Annotated in this window: 14 protein-coding genes, 2 tRNA genes and 1 pseudogene; all 17 read left to right on the top strand. The window is 40.5% G+C overall.

Translation table 11 applies throughout. From position 1 onward, the window contains the following. The first annotated feature begins 71 nt into the window (after positions 1 to 71). The gene (parC, locus tag HT687_RS01445) at positions 72 to 2,543 is read left to right on the top strand and encodes a DNA topoisomerase IV subunit A (RefSeq protein WP_023936683.1); all 2,472 of its coding nucleotides are present in this window, start codon (positions 72 to 74) and stop codon (positions 2,541 to 2,543) included. Between the two features lie 134 nt (positions 2,544 to 2,677). Next, positions 2,678 to 3,700, top strand: a complete 1,023-nt coding sequence (locus HT687_RS01450) for a branched-chain amino acid aminotransferase (protein ID WP_023936685.1) — start codon at positions 2,678 to 2,680, stop codon at positions 3,698 to 3,700. A gap of 22 nt (positions 3,701 to 3,722) precedes the next feature. Then, positions 3,723 to 5,688 (top strand): annotated as a pseudogene (locus HT687_RS01455) (peptide ABC transporter substrate-binding protein). Between the two features lie 64 nt (positions 5,689 to 5,752). Continuing rightward, positions 5,753 to 6,442: a DUF969 domain-containing protein gene (locus tag HT687_RS01460; RefSeq protein ID WP_000454773.1), complete on the top strand. Its 690-nt coding sequence runs from the start codon at positions 5,753 to 5,755 to the stop codon at positions 6,440 to 6,442. Then, positions 6,439 to 7,362, top strand: a complete 924-nt coding sequence (locus HT687_RS01465; RefSeq protein WP_023936687.1) for a DUF979 domain-containing protein — start codon at positions 6,439 to 6,441, stop codon at positions 7,360 to 7,362. Before HT687_RS01460 ends, HT687_RS01465 begins: the two co-directional genes overlap by 4 nt. Positions 7,363 to 7,376: 14 nt before the next feature. Further along, entirely contained in the window at positions 7,377 to 8,021 is a 645-nt protein-coding gene (gene pcp, locus HT687_RS01470; RefSeq protein ID WP_000699369.1) for a pyroglutamyl-peptidase I, read from the top strand. Between the two features lie 167 nt (positions 8,022 to 8,188). Beyond that, positions 8,189 to 8,419, top strand: a complete 231-nt coding sequence (locus tag HT687_RS01475; protein ID WP_000037111.1) for a DUF2969 domain-containing protein — start codon at positions 8,189 to 8,191, stop codon at positions 8,417 to 8,419. A 49-nt stretch (positions 8,420 to 8,468) separates the two neighbouring features. Continuing rightward, positions 8,469 to 8,549, top strand: a tRNA-Tyr gene (locus tag HT687_RS01480). A gap of 9 nt (positions 8,550 to 8,558) precedes the next feature. Further along, positions 8,559 to 8,630 (top strand) — tRNA-Gln (locus tag HT687_RS01485). A gap of 162 nt (positions 8,631 to 8,792) precedes the next feature. Then, positions 8,793 to 9,995, top strand: coding sequence for a 30S ribosomal protein S1 (gene rpsA / locus HT687_RS01490; protein ID WP_001001629.1), 1,203 nt, complete (start codon positions 8,793 to 8,795; stop codon positions 9,993 to 9,995). Between the two features lie 86 nt (positions 9,996 to 10,081). Further along, complete coding sequence (locus tag HT687_RS01495) at positions 10,082 to 10,579, top strand: GAF domain-containing protein (protein ID WP_000920156.1); 498 nt, start codon at positions 10,082 to 10,084, stop codon at positions 10,577 to 10,579. Further along, positions 10,579 to 12,234, top strand: a complete 1,656-nt coding sequence (gene dnaX / locus HT687_RS01500) for a DNA polymerase III subunit gamma/tau (RefSeq protein ID WP_023936690.1) — start codon at positions 10,579 to 10,581, stop codon at positions 12,232 to 12,234. The genes HT687_RS01495 and dnaX overlap by 1 nt, the downstream gene beginning before the upstream one ends. A 27-nt stretch (positions 12,235 to 12,261) precedes the next feature. After that, positions 12,262 to 12,456: a DUF3272 domain-containing protein gene (locus HT687_RS01505; protein ID WP_001041547.1), complete on the top strand. Its 195-nt coding sequence runs from the start codon at positions 12,262 to 12,264 to the stop codon at positions 12,454 to 12,456. Between the two features lie 264 nt (positions 12,457 to 12,720). Next, complete coding sequence (gene sufC, locus HT687_RS01510) at positions 12,721 to 13,491, top strand: Fe-S cluster assembly ATPase SufC (protein WP_000114489.1); 771 nt, start codon at positions 12,721 to 12,723, stop codon at positions 13,489 to 13,491. Positions 13,492 to 13,518: 27 nt separating this feature from the next. Beyond that, the gene (sufD, locus tag HT687_RS01515; protein ID WP_023936693.1) at positions 13,519 to 14,781 is read left to right on the top strand and encodes a Fe-S cluster assembly protein SufD; all 1,263 of its coding nucleotides are present in this window, start codon (positions 13,519 to 13,521) and stop codon (positions 14,779 to 14,781) included. 10 nt (positions 14,782 to 14,791) lie between these two features. After that, positions 14,792 to 16,018, top strand: a complete 1,227-nt coding sequence (locus HT687_RS01520) for a cysteine desulfurase (RefSeq protein ID WP_023936695.1) — start codon at positions 14,792 to 14,794, stop codon at positions 16,016 to 16,018. Further along, positions 16,005 to 16,445 (top strand): Fe-S cluster assembly sulfur transfer protein SufU, encoded by a 441-nt coding sequence (sufU, locus tag HT687_RS01525; protein ID WP_023936697.1) that lies wholly within the window; start codon positions 16,005 to 16,007, stop codon positions 16,443 to 16,445. The genes HT687_RS01520 and sufU overlap by 14 nt, the downstream gene beginning before the upstream one ends. Positions 16,446 to 16,485 lie beyond the last annotated feature (40 nt).

Below are 16,485 nucleotides of genomic sequence, written 5' to 3' on the forward strand. Positions count from 1 at the left end.
TTCTCTGGTGAGCTTGCTTACTTCAAGAATCTTCTATTTTCACTTGATATTTTACGGGCTCTGTATCCTATATGAGTAACATTCAAAATATGTCCCTGGAGGACATCATGGGAGAGCGCTTTGGTCGCTACTCCAAGTACATTATTCAAGACCGGGCTTTGCCAGATATTCGTGATGGGTTGAAGCCGGTTCAGCGCCGTATTCTTTATTCTATGAATAAGGATAGCAATACTTTTGACAAGAGCTACCGTAAGTCGGCCAAGTCAGTCGGGAACATCATGGGGAATTTCCACCCACACGGGGATTCTTCTATCTATGATGCCATGGTTCGTATGTCACAGAACTGGAAAAATCGTGAGATTCTAGTTGAAATGCACGGTAATAACGGTTCTATGGACGGAGATCCTCCTGCGGCTATGCGTTATACTGAGGCACGTTTGTCTGAAATTGCAGGCTATCTTCTTCAGGATATCGATAAAAAGACAGTTCCTTTTGCATGGAACTTTGACGATACGGAGAAAGAACCAACGGTCTTGCCAGCAGCCTTTCCAAACCTCTTGGTCAATGGTTCGACTGGGATTTCGGCTGGTTATGCCACAGACATTCCTCCCCATAATTTAGCTGAGGTCATAGATGCTGCAGTTTACATGATTGACCACCCAACTGCAAAGATTGATAAACTCATGGAATTCTTGCCTGGACCAGACTTCCCTACAGGGGCTATTATTCAGGGTCGTGATGAAATCAAGAAAGCTTATGAGACTGGGAAAGGGCGCGTGGTTGTTCGTTCCAAGACTGAAATTGAAAAGCTAAAAGGTGGTAAGGAACAAATCGTTATTACTGAGATTCCTTATGAAATCAATAAGGCCAATCTAGTCAAGAAAATCGATGATGTTCGTGTCAATAACAAGGTGGCAGGCATTGCTGAGGTTCGTGATGAGTCTGACCGTAATGGTCTTCGTATTGCGATTGAGCTCAAAAAAGACGCTAATACGGAGCTCGTTCTCAACTATCTCTTCAAATACACAGACCTGCAAATCAACTACAACTTTAATATGGTGGCGATTGACAATTTCACGCCTCGTCAGGTTGGGATAGTTCCAATCTTGTCTAGCTACATCGCCCACCGTCGTGAAGTGATTTTGGCTCGTTCCCGCTTTGACAAGGAGAAGGCTGAGAAGCGTCTCCATATTGTCGAAGGTTTGATTCGTGTGATTTCGATTTTGGACGAAGTCATTGCTCTTATCCGCGCTTCTGAGAATAAGGCTGACTCCAAGGAAAACCTCAAAGTTAGCTATGATTTTACGGAAGAACAGGCTGAGGCTATCGTAACCTTGCAACTGTACCGTTTGACCAATACAGACGTAGTTGTCTTGCAGGAAGAAGAAGCAGAACTTCGTGAAAAGATTGCTATGCTTGCGGCGATTATCGGTGATGAACGGACCATGTACAATCTCATGAAGAAAGAACTTCGTGAGGTCAAGAAGAAATTTGCGACTCCACGTTTGAGTACTTTAGAAGACACTGCGAAAGCAATCGAGATTGATACAGCTAGTCTGATCGCCGAGGAAGATACCTACGTCAGCGTAACCAAGGCAGGTTACATCAAGCGTACCAGCCCGCGTTCCTTTGCGGCTTCAACGCTAGAGGAAATTGGCAAACGTGATGATGACCGTTTGATTTTTATTCAATCTGCCAAGACCACCCAGCATCTTTTGATGTTCACGACCTTTGGAAATGTCATTTATCGACCAATCCATGAATTAGCAGATATTCGTTGGAAGGACATCGGAGAGCATCTGAGCCAGACCATTACAAACTTTGAAACGAATGAAGAAATCCTTTATGTGGAAGTCGTGGATCAGTTTGATGATGCGACAACTTATTTTGCAGCGACTCGTCTCGGTCAAATCAAGCGTGTAGAACGAAAAGAATTCACTCCGTGGCGGACCTACAAGTCTAAGTCAGTTAAGTATGCTAAGCTCAAAGACGAGACAGACCAGATTGTAGCAGTGGCTCCGATTAAACTGGATGATGTTGTCTTGATTAGTCAAAACGGTTATGCCCTGCGTTTCAATATCGAAGAGGTTCCGGTTGTCGGTGCCAAGGCTGCAGGTGTCAAAGCTATAAACCTGAAAGCAGATGATGCGCTTCAAGCTGCCTTTATCTGCAATATGTCTTCTTTCTACCTTTTGACCCAGCGTGGAAGTTTAAAACGTGTTTCTATTGACGAAATTCCAGCAACTAGCCGTGCCAAACGAGGTTTACAAGTCTTGCGTGAGTTGAAAAACAAACCGCACCGTGTCTTCTTGGCTGGTGCAGTTGCAGAACAAGGTTTCGTTGGTGACCTCTTCAGTATAGAAGTGGACGGGAACGATCAAATTCTGCTTGTCCAATCCAATAAAGGAACAATCTATCAAAGTCGATTACAAGACTTGAACTTGTCAGAACGAACAAGTAACGGTAGCTTCATCTCTGACACGATTTCAGATGAAGAAGTTTTTGATGCTTATCTTCAGGAAGTATTTACTGAAGATAAATAAGTGAAATGAAGAATCAGTTCTAAGAGCTGTTTCTTTTTATTGAAGAAATTTTCTGAAAATTACAAAATATACTTGCTATTTTAGAAAAATAGTGTAGAATATAAGAAATAGGTTTTTAGAATAAGGAGTGGAATATGACAGTAACGATTGATTGGGAAAACCTTGGTTTCTCCTATATGAAATTACCTTATCGCTATATTGCTCATTTTAAAAATGGACAATGGAATCAAGGAGAACTTACAGAAGATGCAACCTTGCATATTTCAGAGTCTTCTCCAAGTCTCCACTATGGTCAACAAGCCTTTGAAGGTTTGAAAGCTTATCGTACTAAGGATGGCAGTGTTCAACTGTTCCGTCCTGATGAAAATGCCAAACGCCTGCAACGGACATGTGACCGTCTCTTGATGCCACAAGTTCCGACAGAAATGTTTGTAGAAGCTTGTAAAGCAGTTGTCCGTGCCAATGAAGAATACGTACCACCATACGGAACAGGTGGAACCCTCTATCTTCGCCCTCTTTTGATTGGTGTCGGAGATATTATCGGGGTAAAACCAGCAGAGGAGTATATTTTTACTATCTTTGCTATGCCAGTTGGAAATTACTTTAAGGGTGGTTTGGTCCCAACCAACTTCTTGATTCAGGATGAATATGACCGTGCTGCTCCAAATGGTACAGGTGCGGCTAAGGTTGGTGGAAACTATGCTGCCAGTCTCTTGCCAGGGAAATTGGCCAAGTCACGTCATTTCTCAGATGTTATCTACCTAGATCCATCAACACATACAAAGATTGAAGAAGTCGGATCAGCTAACTTCTTTGGAATTACAGCTGATAATGAATTTGTAACACCATTGAGTCCATCTATCTTGCCATCTATTACCAAGTATTCTTTGCTTTATTTGGCAGAACACCGCTTGGGTTTAACTCCTATTGAGGGTGATGTTCCAATTGATAACCTTGACCGTTTTGTAGAGGCAGGTGCCTGTGGTACAGCAGCGGTTATTTCTCCAATTGGAGGCATTCAACACGGTAATGATTTCCATGTATTCTATAGCGAAACAGAAGTAGGTCCTGTGACTCGTAAACTCTATGATGAATTGACAGGTATTCAGTTTGGTGATATTCCAGCGCCAGAAGGTTGGATTGTAAAAGTAGATTAAAAATATATTAAAGGAGATTTTTATGAAATCGAAAAAGTGGATTTTAACAACAGGACTTATCCTAAGCACAACATCTTTTAGCAGCCTGTGGAAAAGCTGATAAAGAAGCAGATGCTCCGACAACATTTTCTTATGTCTATGCAGTGGATCCAGCATCCTTGGACTACAGCATAGCAACGCGTACATCCACAACAGATATTATCGGAAATGTCGTTGATGGTTTGATGGAAAATGATAAATATGGTAATGTTATTCCTTCTTTGGCTGAGGATTGGTCTGTCTCAAAAGATGGATTGACTTATACCTATAAACTTCGTAAAGGAGTGAAATGGTACACATCAGAAGGCGAAGAATACGCAGAAGTAACAGCCCATGACTTTGTGACAGGACTAAAACACGTTGCTGATGGTAAGTCAGACGGTGTCTCTCTCATCCAAAATTCAATCAAAGGCTTGGACGCCTATATGACTGGTGAAACCAATGATTTCTCTGCAGTTGGTGTTAAAGCTTTGGATGACTACACAGTTGAGTATACATTGAATGCGCCAGAAAGTTTCTGGAATTCAAAAGTTACAACAGCGACGATGTTGCCAGTAAATGAAGAGTTTTTAAAGGCATCAGGAAAGAATTACGGAGAGGTTAGCCCAGCAGGCATTCTCTACAATGGTCCTTATTTCTTAAAAACATTGACTTCTAAATCGTTGATTGAATATGAAAAAAATCCAAATTACTGGGATAAAGAAAATGTTAAAATTGAGAAGATTAAATTGACCTACTACGATGGTTCAGATCAGGAATCGTTGATTCGTAGCTTCTCTTCAGGTGCCTATACGACAGCCCGTCTCTTCCCAAGTAGCTCAAACTTTGCTTCAACTTTGGAACAATACGGAGATAAAATTACTTATAGCCCACAGGACTCAAGTAGTTATTACTTCACCTTTAACGTAAATCGTCAATCATACAATAAAACTGCGAAAACAAGTGAAGAACAAAAGACTTCTACAAAAGAAGCTATGCTTAATAAGGACTTCCGTCAGGCTATCAACTTTGCCTTCAACCGCCATTCTTATGCTGCCCAGCTAAATGGTGAAGACGGTGCGGACAAGATTATTCGTAACAGTCTTGTTCCAGATAACTTCGTACAAGCAGGTGGTAAGAACTTTGGTCAAATCGCTCAAGCAGAGTTGGTGAACTATGGTGACCAATGGAAAGGTGTTGAGCTAGTTGACGGTAAGGATTCTATCTACAACCCTGACAAGGCTAAAGTTGCTTTCGAAAAAGCTAAGAAAGACCTGGAATCTAAAGGGGTAACTTTCCCAATTCACTTGGATGTCCCGGTTGAACAAACAGATACTATCGCCGTTCAACAAAGCAACTCTTTCAAACAGTCTATTGAATCAACTCTTGGTGCTGAAAATGTTGTCATCGATGTACTTCAAATGACAGATAATGAAAAAGAAACGATTACATCACAAGCGCGTGTTCCTTCTCAAAAAGACTATGATTTGAACAGTACAGGATGGGCTCCAAGCTATCAAGATCCAGCGTCTTACTTGAATATTATGGATCCAAAATCTGGTTCTGCCATGAAACACCTTGGTATTACGAAAGGAAAAGATAAGGATGTTGTAGCTAAACTTGGTTTGGATCAATATAAGAAATTGTTAGAAGATGCTGCTTCTGAGACCACTGACCTAGAGAAGAGATATGAAAAATATGCCAAAGCTCAAGCTTGGTTGACAGATAGTTCATTATTGATGCCAACAGCTTCATCTGGCGGTTCTCCAGTTGTAAGTAACGTAGTACCATTCTCAAAACCATACTCACAAGTTGGTATTAAGGGGGATCCATATATCTTTAAAGGAATGAGATTGCAAAAAGATATTGTTACAACAAAAGAATATGACGAAGCTCTTAAAAAATGGCAAAAAGAAAAATTGGAATCCAATAGCAAATACCAAAAAGAACTAGAAAAACACATTAAATAAGGAATGGTATTGCTCTTGATAAAATTTTAAAAATACTGTCATTTTGGATATAAAGGAGTTTGATATGGAGTGGATTAAGCTAATAGGAATAGCAATCATTGTTGTGGGTTTTATTTTAAAGTTTGATACAATTGCAACAGTAGTCTTAGCTGGTTTGGTTACAGCTTTAGTTTCAGGTGTTTCTCTTGTTGAATTTTTGGAGATTTTGGGAAAAGAATTTAGCAATCAGCGAGTGCTCACGATTTTTATGGTTACCTTGCCTCTTGTGGGGCTGTCAGAAACCTTTGGACTCAAGCAACGATCAATTGATTTGATTCGAAAGATTAAAGGTCTGACAGTTGGAAACTTCTATACAGTTTATTTCTTTATTCGAGAGTTAGCTGGTTTCTTTTCAATTCGTCTAGGAGGACACCCTCAGTTTGTCAGACCTTTGGTTCAACCTATGGGAGAAGCAGCAGCAGAGTCTCAATTAGGTAGAAAGTTAACAGAGGTTGAAGATGAGACAATAAAAGCGCGTGCAGCTGCGAATGAAAATTTTGGAAATTTCTTTGCTCAAAATACGTTTGTAGGTGCTGGGGGAGTCCTCTTGATAGGGGGAACATTAGATCAGTTAGGCTATGAAAGCAATTATGCAGGGATTGCTTCTGCATCTATTATTGTTGCTGTTATAACACTTATTGTAGTGGGGATTTATAATTATTTATTTGATAAAAAATTGACATCAGAAAAGACTAGGGGAGGAGAACAAAAATGACAGAGTTGGCAAAGCAACTATTAGAGTTGACCTATATTGTGATTGGTTGTCAATTTCTCCATACAGCCTATTGTAGTTATAAAGATAAAACAAACCCAGTCCGATTTGGAACATCTGCATTTTGGATTTTATTGTCTATTACGTTTATAGGTGGTTCCTATATGCCAAATATGAGTATTGGTATTATTGTAATCCTATTATCGCTGTTAACATTGTTTAAGCAAGTCCGTATCGGAACCTTGCCATCCTTAGATGAAATGAAAGCCAATATTGAATCTAACAGATTGAAAAATAAAATTTTTATTCCAGTTATGCTGATGGCAATACTTGCGTTGGTCTTAGCGCAAATGATTCCAGAATTTAGCAAGATTTCGATTAGCCTTGCCGCCTTGTTTGCTACAATTTCTGTTCTTGTGATTACCAATAGTCACCCTAAGAGTTTGTTATCAGAAAATAATCGAATGACTCAGCAAGTTTCAACAAGTGGGATTGTTCCCCAATTATTAGGGGCTTTGGGGGCTATTTTTACTGTAGCAGGTGTTGGTGATGTTATCTCTCATCTGATTAGCGGTATTGTTCCTTCAGATAGTCGCTTTATAGGAGTTTTGGCCTATGTTCTTGGAATGGTTCTATTCACAATGATTATGGGAAATGCTTTTGCAGCATTCACCGTTATTACAGCAGGTGTTGGAGTTCCCTTTGTATTTGCTCTGGGAGCTAATCCAATTGTGGCTGGTGCTCTTGCCATGACAGCAGGTTATTGTGGGACCTTATTGACCCCAATGGCTGCTAATTTTAACGCTCTACCAGCAGCACTGATGGATATGAAAGATCAGAATGGTGTTATAAAGGCTCAAGCAGGTGTTGCTCTAGTAATGATTGTTATTCACATATTCTTAATGTATTTTCTCGCATTTTAGTAAAGGAAAATAAAATGAAAATATTGGTTACAGGTTTTAATCCTTTTGGAGGTGAAAAGATTAATCCAGCTTTGGAGGCTGTAAAATTATTACCATCTGAGATTAATGGGGCCGAAGTTCGCTGGGTAGAAATTCCAACGGTTTTTTATAAGTCGTCAGAAGTTTTAGAGGCAGAAATATTACGATATCAACCAGATGCTGTACTTTGTATTGGACAAGCAGGCGGCAGGACCGGCTTAACACCTGAACGAGTGGCTATTAATCAAGATGATGCTCGCATACCTGATAACGAAGGCAATCAACCAATTGATACACCGATTCGTATTGATGGAGCATCGGCCTATTTTAGTAGTTTACCTATCAAAGCGATGGTACAAGCTATTAAAAAACAGGGACTTCCAGCAGTTGTGTCCAATAGTGCAGGAACCTTTGTTTGCAATCATTTGATGTACCAAGCTCTTTATTTAGTGGATAAAAAATTCCCTAATATGAGAGCAGGTTTCATGCATATTCCATATATGATGGAACAAGTAGTAAATAAGCCGAATACTGCAGGAATGAGTCTATGCGATATTGTAAGAGGCATAGAGGTAGCTATTGAAGCTATTGTAGACTACAAAGATAAGGATTTGCAGTTAGTAGGTGGTGAGACTCACTGATAACCTAAAAAGGATAGTCAATTATGCTTGTTTACTAACTATTAGCTATGCTAAATCGATTGAGGTTGTTTACATAAAACTCTATATCAGACAAGCCTGATATAGAGTTTTTTCTTGCTAGTTTTAGGATTTTCTTGTACAATAGAAAAAGTGAAGAGAGGTATGAAATGAGTAAGAAAGATAAAAAAATCGAAATTCAAGTAGCAGATGCCAAAGTTAATGTAGGAAAAGACAGTTTTGAAGGCTATACCTTGATCATTGGTAAAAAAGTTATCGGAGAAATTGCCGAATTAGAGGGACAATTTGCCATCATAAAGAATGGGAATGTCGATAGTTTTTATAAAAAATTGGAAAAAGCTGTGGAAATTTTGATTGAAAATTATAATTTAGCAAAATAAGTCTTGTTTTTTTGAAATTTTCATGATATAATAGTCCATGTTGATTGTAGGAGAGATAGCGAAGAGGCTAAACGCGGCGGACTGTAAATCCGCTCCTTCGGGTTCGGGGGTTCGAATCCCTCTCTCTCCATTTCATCAATGGGGTATAGCCAAGCGGTAAGGCAAGGGACTTTGACTCCCTCATGCGTTGGTTCGAATCCAGCTACCCCAGTTCTTAGGTAATAATCAAGATAAAAAGCAAAATATCTTAGGGTATTTTATTTTTATAATTGAAAGACGTGAACGATATGAACATGTCCTTGCGAGTGCTTAGGAAAAAAATTATAAGTATGTCAAGTTTAAGAAAAAACTTGATTGTTGGAGGATTTTTTAGATGAACGAATTTGAAGATTTGCTAAATAGCGTTAGCCAAGTTGAGACTGGTGATGTTGTTAGTGCTGAAGTATTGACAGTTGATGCGACTCAAGCTAACGTTGCAATCTCTGGAACTGGTGTTGAAGGTGTCTTGACTCTTCGCGAATTGACAAACGATCGCGATGCAGATATCAATGACTTTGTTAAAGTAGGAGAAGTATTGGATGTTCTTGTACTTCGTCAAGTAGTTGGTAAAGATACTGATACAGTTACATACCTTGTATCTAAAAAACGCCTTGAAGCTCGCAAAGCATGGGACAAACTTGTTGGTCGCGAAGAAGAAGTTGTTACTGTTAAAGGAACTCGTGCCGTTAAAGGTGGACTTTCAGTAGAATTTGAAGGTGTTCGTGGATTTATCCCAGCTTCAATGTTGGATACTCGTTTCGTACGTAACACTGAGCGTTTTGTAGGTCAAGAATTTGACGCTAAAATCAAAGAAGTTGATGCTAAAGAAAACCGCTTCATCCTTTCACGTCGTGAAGTTGTTGAAGCAGCTACAGCAGCAGCTCGCGCTGAAGTATTTGGTAAATTTGCTGTTGGTGATGTTGTAACTGGTAAAGTTGCTCGTATCACAAGTTTCGGTGCTTTCATCGACCTTGGTGGTGTTGACGGATTGGTTCACTTGACTGAATTGTCACATGAACGTAACGTTTCACCAAAATCAGTTGTAACTGTTGGTGAAGAAATTGAAGTGAAAATCCTTGATCTTAACGAAGAAGAAGGACGTGTATCACTTTCACTTAAAGCAACAGTACCAGGACCATGGGATGGTGTTGAGCAAAAATTGGCTAAAGGTGATGTAGTAGAAGGAACAGTTAAACGTTTGACTGACTTCGGTGCATTTGTTGAAGTATTGCCAGGTATCGATGGACTTGTTCACGTATCACAAATTTCACACAAACGTATTGAAAATCCAAAAGAAGCTCTTAAAGTTGGTCAAGAAGTTCAAGTTAAAGTTCTTGAAGTTAACGCAGATGCAGAGCGTGTATCACTTTCTATTAAAGCTCTTGAAGAACGTCCAGCTCAAGAAGAAGGACAAAAAGAAGAAAAACGTGCTGCTCGTCCACGTCGTCCAAGACGTCAAGAGAAGCGTGATTTCGAACTTCCAGAAACACAAACAGGATTTTCAATGGCTGATTTGTTTGGTGATATCGAACTTTAATCAAATTGAAAATTCACAAAATCCTTTGTTTACTAAACAAGGGATTTTTTCTTTTGTCTCTGCTCCTTTTTTGATATAATAGTTCTATGTTAAAATCAGAAAAACAATCACGTTATCAAATGTTAAATGAAGAATTGTCCTTCCTATTGGAAGGCGAAACCAATGTTTTGGCTAATCTTTCCAACGCCAGTGCTCTCATAAAATCACGTTTTCCTAATACCGTATTTGCAGGTTTTTATTTGTTCGATGGAAAGGAATTGGTTTTAGGTCCCTTCCAAGGAGGTGTTTCCTGTATCCGTATTGCACTAGGCAAGGGCGTATGTGGTGAAGCTGCTGAGTTGCAGGAAACAGTCCTGGTTGGTGATGTAAGGACCTATCCCAACTATATTTCTTGTGATAGTCTAGCTAAAAGTGAAATTGTGGTGCCGATGATAAAGAATGGCCAACTACTTGGAGTTCTGGATCTGGATTCTTCAGAGATTGAGGATTACGATGCAATGGATCGAGATTATTTGGAACAATTTGTCGCTATTTTGCTTGAAAAGACAGCATGGGACTTTACAATGTTTGGGGAAAAATCTTAATGTATCAAGCACTTTATCGAAAATATAGAAGTCAAAACTTCTCCCAGTTGGTTGGTCAAGAAGTTGTGGCTAAGACTCTTAAACAAGCAGTAGAACAAGAGAAAATAAGTCATGCCTATCTTTTTTCTGGTCCACGTGGAACGGGAAAAACCAGTGTAGCTAAGATTTTTGCCAAAGCTATGAACTGTCCCAATCAAGTGGGTGGTGAACCTTGTAATAACTGCTATATTTGTCAGGCAGTGACGGACGGTAGTTTAGAAGATGTCATTGAAATGGATGCAGCCTCTAATAATGGGGTGGATGAAATTCGCGAAATTCGTGATAAATCTACCTATGCGCCTAGCCTTGCTCGTTATAAGGTTTACATCATAGATGAGGTTCACATGCTGTCTACAGGGGCTTTTAATGCCCTTCTAAAGACGTTGGAAGAGCCAACACAGAATGTGGTCTTTATTTTGGCTACTACTGAATTGCACAAGATTCCTGCGACTATTCTATCCCGTGTCCAACGTTTTGAATTTAAATCGATTAAAACACAGGATATTAAGGAACATATCCGCTATATCTTAGAAAAAGAAAATATCAGTTCTGAGCCAGAGGCTGTGGAAATCATTGCCAGACGGGCTGAAGGTGGAATGCGAGACGCCTTGTCTATTTTGGATCAAGCCCTGAGTTTGACACAGGGAAATGAGCTGACGACTGCCATCTCTGAAGAAATTACTGGCACTATTAGCCTATCAGCCTTAGATGATTATGTGGCTGCCTTGTCCCAGCAGGATGTTCCCAAAGCATTAGCTTGCTTAAATCTTCTCTTTGACAATGGTAAGAGCATGACTCGTTTTGTGACCGACCTTTTGCACTATTTAAGAGACTTGTTAATTGTTCAAACAGGGGGAGAAAATACTCATCATAGTCCAGTCTTTGTAGAAAATTTGGCACTTCCTCAAGAAAATCTGTTTGAAATGATTCGCTTAGCGACAGTGAGTTTAGCAGATATTAAGTCTAGTTTGCAGCCCAAGATTTATGCTGAAATGATGACCATCCGTTTGGCGGAAATCAAGCCCGAACCAGCTCTTTCTGGTGCAGTTGAAAGTAAAATTTCTGCACTGAGACAGGAAATTGCACGTCTCAAACAAGAGCTTTCTAATGTAGGTGCGGTTCCTAAACAAGTTGCACCGGCTCCTAGTCGACCAGCTACGGGCAAAACAGTCTATCGTGTTGATCGCAATAAAGTGCAATCTATCTTACAAGAGGCCGTCGAAAATCCTGATTTAGCACGTCAAAATCTGATTCGTTTGCAGAATGCCTGGGGAGAGGTAATTGAAAGTCTAGGAGGCCCTGATAAGGCTCTGCTAGTTGGTTCTCAACCGGTTGCGGCCAATGAACACCATGCTATTCTTGCTTTTGAGTCTAACTTCAATGCTGGTCAAACCATGAAACGGGACAATCTCAATACCATGTTTGGTAACATCCTCAGTCAGGCGGCAGGTTTTTCACCTGAGATTTTAGCTATTTCCATGGAGGAATGGAAAGAAGTTCGCGCAGCCTTTTCAGCCAAAGCCAAATCTTCTCAAACTGAAAAAGAAGCAGAAGAAAGTCTGATTCCAGAAGGATTTGAATTTTTGGCTGATAAAGTGAAGGTAGAGGAAGACTAAAGAAAGATTTCATGATACAATAAATTTATGAATAAACAACAATTTATTATTATGGCGCTGTTTACAGCTGCTGAGACCTATTTTTTCAATGAAGCCTGGATGACTGGCCGCTATATTATGGCAGCCTTTTGGGCAATTTTACTCTTCAGAAATTTTCGTGTCAGTTATGTGATGGGCAAAATCGTTGATGTCATCGATCAGCATTTTAATAGGAAAGACTAGCCTTCAGCTTCCAGACAAAATCAAAGCCTTTTAGGCTTTTTTTTGTTATACTATAAAAGTATATTTATTGACCTTTTATACTCTTCGAAAATCTCTTCAAACCACGTCAGCTTTATCTGCAACCTCAAAGCGGTACTTTGAGCAACCTGCGGCTAGCTTCCTAGTTTGCTCTTTGATTTTCATTGAGTATTACCGTATTTTCTAGAGACAACTAGTATGTTTCTAGTAAGCACTGTAAAGGTCTTGAAAAAGAAAGGAACTATCATGTCAGTATTAGAGATCAAAGATCTTCACGTTGAGATTGAAGGAAAAGAAATTTTAAAAGGGGTTAACCTGACCCTGAAAACAGGAGAAATCGCCGCTATCATGGGACCAAATGGTACTGGTAAATCGACTCTTTCTGCTGCTATCATGGGAAATCCAAACTATGAAGTTACCAAAGGTGAAGTCTTGTTTGATGGCGTAAACATTCTTGAGTTGGAAGTGGACGAGCGTGCGCGTATGGGACTTTTCCTTGCTATGCAATACCCATCAGAAATTCCTGGAATTACCAATGCTGAGTTTCTTCGTGCAGCTATGAATGCTGGTAAAGAAGATGATGAAAAAATTTCAGTTCGCGAGTTCATCACTAAGCTAGATGAAAAAATGGAATTGCTCAACATGAAAGAAGAAATGGCTGAGCGTTACCTCAACGAAGGTTTCTCTGGTGGTGAGAAAAAACGTAATGAGATTCTTCAACTTTTGATGTTGGAACCAACTTTTGCCCTTTTGGATGAGATTGACTCTGGTCTTGATATTGATGCCCTTAAAGTTGTTTCTAAAGGTGTCAATGCTATGCGTGGTGAAGGCTTTGGTGCTATGATTATCACTCACTACCAACGTCTTTTGAACTACATCACACCTGATGTGGTACACGTCATGATGGAAGGTCGTGTTGTCCTTTCTGGTGGTCCAGAATTGGCTGCGCGTTTGGAACGTGAAGGATACGCAAAACTAGCTGAAGAACTTGGCTACGACTACAAGGAAGAATTGTAATTTCCTCGTGTCTTTTAGGAGAAGTAAATGACTAAAGAAAATATTAAACTTTTTTCAGAAATGCACGCTGAACCAAGCTGGTTGGCTGATCTCCGTCAAAAAGCTTTTGACAAGATTGAGACTTTGGAATTACCAGTTATTGAGCGTGTCAAATTCCACCGTTGGAATCTGGGGGATGGAACGATTACAGAAAGTGAGCCATCAGCAAATGTTCCAGATTTCACTGCACTAGATAACCACTTAAAGTTGGTGCAAGTAGGAACTCAAACTGTTTTTGAGCAAATTCCAGTTGAGTTGGCTGAACAGGGTGTTGTCTTTACAGACTTCCATTCAGCTTTAGAAGAAATTCCAGAGCTGATCGAAGAATTCTTCATGTCATCTGTTAAGTATGACGATGATAAGTTGGCGGCCTACCACACAGCTTACTTTAACAGTGGAGCTGTTCTCTACATTCCTGATAATGTTGAGATTGCTGAACCAATCGAAGGGATTTTCTACCAAGACAGCGATAGCGATGTGCCATTTAACAAGCATATCCTTATTATCGCTGGTAAAAATTCTAGGATTAGTTATCTGGAGCGTTTAGAGTCACGCGGTGAAGGAAGTGCCAAAGCAACTGCTAATATCACAGTAGAAGTAATTGCACGTTCTGGTGCTCAAGTGAAGTTTGCCGCCATTGACCGTCTAGGTGAAAACGTCACTGCTTACATTAGCCGTCGTGGTAAACTAGGCAACGATGCAAGCATTGATTGGGCAATCGGTGTCATGAACGAAGGAAACGTCGTTGCTGACTTTGATAGTGACTTGATTGGTAACGGTAGCCATGCTGACCTGAAAGTTGTAGCTCTTTCAAGTGGCCGTCAGGTGCAAGGGATTGATACTCGTGTAACAAACTATGGTTGCAACTCAATCGGAAATATCCTGCAACATGGGGTTATTCTTGAAAAAGCAACTTTAACTTTCAATGGTATTGGCCACATTATCAAGGGTGCCAAGGGAGCAGATGCGCAACAAGAGAGCCGTGTTCTCATGCTTTCAGACCAAGCGCGTTCAGATGCCAATCCAATTCTTTTGATTGATGAAAATGACGTCACTGCTGGTCACGCGGCTTCTATCGGGCAAGTAGATCCAGAAGACATGTACTATCTCATGAGCCGTGGCTTGGATAAGGCAACTGCAGAACGCTTGGTTGTTCGTGGTTTCCTTGGATCCGTTATCGTTGAGATTCCAGTCAAGGAAGTTCGTGATGAAATGATTGCGACTATCGAAGAAAAATTGTCAAAACGCTAAGGGGAAGCCTATGTTAGATGTAGAAGCGATTCGCAAGGATTTTCCAATTTTAGACCAGATTGTCAACGATGAACCGTTGGTCTATCTGGACAATGCTGCGACGACACAAAAACCACTAGCAGTTCTGGAAACAATTAACCGCTATTATGAGAACGACAATGCCAATGTTCACCGTGGTGTTCATACCTTGGCAGAAAGGGCGACAGCTTCTTATGAGGCGGCTCGTGAAACCATTCGTAAGTTTATCAATGCAGACTCTACAAAGGAAGTTCTCTTTACCAGAGGAACGACAACCAGTCTGAACTGGGTAGCGCGTTATGCTGAGGAAGTCTTGACTGAGGGAGACCAGGTCTTGATTTCAGTAATGGAACACCATTCTAATATCATTCCATGGCAGGAAGCTTGTCGAAAGACTGGAGCAGAGCTTGTCTATGTCTGTCTTAAAGATGGTGCCTTGGATATGGAGGATTTGCGAGCTAAATTGACTGATAAGGTTAAATTTGTTTCCCTAGCTCATGCCTCCAATGTTCTTGGTGTGGTCAATCCGATCAAGGAAATCACTCAATTAGCCCACCAAGTTGGGGCAATCATGGTAGTGGATGGTGCTCAATCTACACCTCATATGAAGATTGATGTCCAGGACTTGGATGTGGACTTCTTTGCCTTTTCAGGTCACAAGATGGCTGGTCCGACTGGTATCGGTGTTCTTTATGGCAAAGAAAAGTATCTGGAGCAAATGTCACCAGTAGAATTTGGTGGTGAGATGATTGATTTCGTCTATGAGCAATCTGCTAGTTGGAAGGAATTACCTTGGAAATTTGAGGCTGGAACTCCTAACATGGCTGGTGCAATCGGACTTGCTGCTGCAGTGGATTATCTGGAAACGATTGGTATGGATGCCATTGAAGCCCATGAACAGGAATTGATCGCATACGTCTATCCAAAACTGCAGGCGATTGAAGGACTGACCATTTATGGTTCACAGGACTTGGCTCAACGTTCAGGTGTCATTGCTTTTAACCTAGGCGACCTTCATCCTCACGACCTTGCGACTGCTTTGGATTATGAAGGAGTAGCAGTTCGTGCGGGTCACCACTGTGCGCAACCCTTGCTCCAGTATTTGGATGTCCCAGCAACAGCTCGCGCTAGCTTTTATATCTACAATACCAAGGCAGATTGCGACAAGCTAGTCGATGCCTTACAAAAGACAAAGGAGTTTTTCAATGGCACTTTCTAAACTAGATAGCCTTTATATGGCAGTGGTAGCGGACCATTCGAAAAATCCACATCACCAAGGGAAGCTGGAAGATGCTGAACAAATCAGTCTCAACAATCCAACCTGTGGCGATGTCATCAACCTCTCTGTCAAGTTTGATGCAGATGATCGTTTGGAGGATATCGCTTTTCTAAATTCAGGTTGTACCATCTCAACTGCATCTGCTAGCATGATGACAGATGCAGTTTTAGGAAAAACCAAGCAAGAAATCTTAGAACTTGCGACCATTTTTTCTGAAATGGTTCAAGGGCAAAAAGATGACAGACAAGATAGTCTTGGAGATGCAGCCTTCTTGTCAGGTGTTGCCAAATTTCCTCAACGAATCAAGTGTGCAACCCTAGCTTGGAACGCCCTGAAGAAAACAATTGAAAATCAAGAAAATCAGTAAGGCAAGCTTCTTTTGTCTTATGAATCAGTAGAAATGAAGA

The organism is Streptococcus sp. 1449, assembly GCF_013276805.1.
GTDB classification, from domain to species: domain Bacteria; phylum Bacillota; class Bacilli; order Lactobacillales; family Streptococcaceae; genus Streptococcus; species Streptococcus pseudopneumoniae.

Excerpts from the sequence above, each read along its gene's own strand:
- parC (WP_023936683.1), top strand. The coding sequence starts at position 72 with ATGAGTAACATTCAAAATATGTCCCTGGAGGACATCATGGGAGAGCGC.
- HT687_RS01450 (WP_023936685.1), top strand. The coding sequence starts at position 2,678 with ATGACAGTAACGATTGATTGGGAAAACCTTGGTTTCTCCTATATGAAA.
- HT687_RS01460 (WP_000454773.1), top strand. The coding sequence starts at position 5,753 with ATGGAGTGGATTAAGCTAATAGGAATAGCAATCATTGTTGTGGGTTTT.
- HT687_RS01465 (WP_023936687.1), top strand. The coding sequence starts at position 6,439 with ATGACAGAGTTGGCAAAGCAACTATTAGAGTTGACCTATATTGTGATT.
- pcp (WP_000699369.1), top strand. The coding sequence starts at position 7,377 with ATGAAAATATTGGTTACAGGTTTTAATCCTTTTGGAGGTGAAAAGATT.
- HT687_RS01475 (WP_000037111.1), top strand. The coding sequence starts at position 8,189 with ATGAGTAAGAAAGATAAAAAAATCGAAATTCAAGTAGCAGATGCCAAA.
- rpsA (WP_001001629.1), top strand. The coding sequence starts at position 8,793 with ATGAACGAATTTGAAGATTTGCTAAATAGCGTTAGCCAAGTTGAGACT.
- HT687_RS01495 (WP_000920156.1), top strand. The coding sequence starts at position 10,082 with ATGTTAAAATCAGAAAAACAATCACGTTATCAAATGTTAAATGAAGAA.
- dnaX (WP_023936690.1), top strand. The coding sequence starts at position 10,579 with ATGTATCAAGCACTTTATCGAAAATATAGAAGTCAAAACTTCTCCCAG.
- HT687_RS01505 (WP_001041547.1), top strand. The coding sequence starts at position 12,262 with ATGAATAAACAACAATTTATTATTATGGCGCTGTTTACAGCTGCTGAG.
- sufC (WP_000114489.1), top strand. The coding sequence starts at position 12,721 with ATGTCAGTATTAGAGATCAAAGATCTTCACGTTGAGATTGAAGGAAAA.
- sufD (WP_023936693.1), top strand. The coding sequence starts at position 13,519 with ATGACTAAAGAAAATATTAAACTTTTTTCAGAAATGCACGCTGAACCA.
- HT687_RS01520 (WP_023936695.1), top strand. The coding sequence starts at position 14,792 with ATGTTAGATGTAGAAGCGATTCGCAAGGATTTTCCAATTTTAGACCAG.
- sufU (WP_023936697.1), top strand. The coding sequence starts at position 16,005 with ATGGCACTTTCTAAACTAGATAGCCTTTATATGGCAGTGGTAGCGGAC.